Consider the following 1,240-nt stretch of genomic DNA (forward strand, 5'->3'; position numbering starts at 1 on the left):
CGTGCACACCACGGGCCAACCACTGCTCGTGCCAGTTGGCGACCTCGTCGCTGGCGGTCGCATCGACCACCACATCGCCACGCTGCAGCCCGTCGGCCTCGGCCCAGGGCTGCAGCGGCGGCACGCTGCGCGCGGCCAGGTTGGCCTGCTGCAGTTCGTGCTCCGGGCCCCGTTCGCAGGCACGCGCAGTGCGCGAATTGGCCAGCCAGGAAAATGCCGGCAATGCCATGCCGCGCGCCTGCAGCGACTGGTAACGCTGCACGAACGCCGTGCCGACGGTACCGGTGCCCAACAACGCCAGCCGGCGCGCCGGTGCGGGCGCTAGGTTCAGCACCGCACTCATGCATCCACCTGTTTGCGCACGGCAGCCTTGGCCTGCAGGTCGATCACGGCCTGCGCGCGCTCCAGCCCGGCCTGCAGATCGGCGAGCAGGTCTTCGGCGGATTCGATGCCCACCGACAGGCGCAACAGGCCTTCGCTGATGCCGGCATGGGCGCGCGCCTCGGGGGTCATCGCGGCATGGGTCATGGTCGCCGGATGCGCTACCAGGCTTTCCACGCCACCGAGCGATTCGGCCAGGGTGAAGCAGCGCAACCCATCAACGAATGCGCGCACCGCCGCGTGCGGATCATCGCCCTCGCACGAGGCCAGTTCGAAGGACAGCATCGCGCCGAAGCCGTCCTGCTGGCGCGCGGCGATGGCGTGGCCGGGATGATCGGCCAGCCCCGGGTAGTAGACGTTGGCCACCGCATCGCTGGCGACCAGCAGGTCGACCACCTCGGCGGTGTTCTCCTGGTGCGCACGCAGGCGCGCGCCGAGCGTGCGCAGGCCACGCAGGGTCAGGAACGCATCGAACGGCGACCCGGTCAGGCCCAGCGCGTTGGCCCACCACACCAGCTGCTCATGCACCGCCGCATCGCGTGCGATCACCGCACCGCCCACCACGTCGCTGTGGCCGTTGATGTACTTGGTGGTGGAGTGCAGCACCACGTCCGCCCCGAAGGCGATCGGCTGCTGCAGCGCCGGTGACAGGAACGTGTTGTCCACCACCACCTTGGCCCCGGCCTTGTGCGCGGCATCGATGACGAAACGCAGGTCGGTGATGCGCAGCAGCGGGTTGGACGGGGTTTCGATCAGCACCAGCGTCGGCGACTGCGCCAGCGCATCGGCAAGCGAACGCGGGTCGGTCAGGTCGGCGGTGATCAGGCCGAAGTGGCCCTTCTTGGCCAATGCGTTGAAC

The 1,240-nt window shown here is 69.4% G+C and carries 1 protein-coding gene and 1 pseudogene; both read right to left on the reverse strand.

What is annotated here, in order from left to right; translation table 11 throughout:
- Positions 1 to 343: pseudogene (locus tag AC1DQP_RS20655) on the reverse strand (homoserine dehydrogenase family protein); the annotation flags it as partial.
- Positions 340 to 1,240: PLP-dependent transferase (locus AC1DQP_RS20660; RefSeq protein WP_478052450.1), on the reverse strand; the 901-nt coding region annotated here is incomplete at its 5' end. The pseudogene AC1DQP_RS20655 and the gene AC1DQP_RS20660, both read right to left, overlap by 4 nt.

This window comes from Stenotrophomonas sp. P5_A8 (assembly GCF_056400545.1).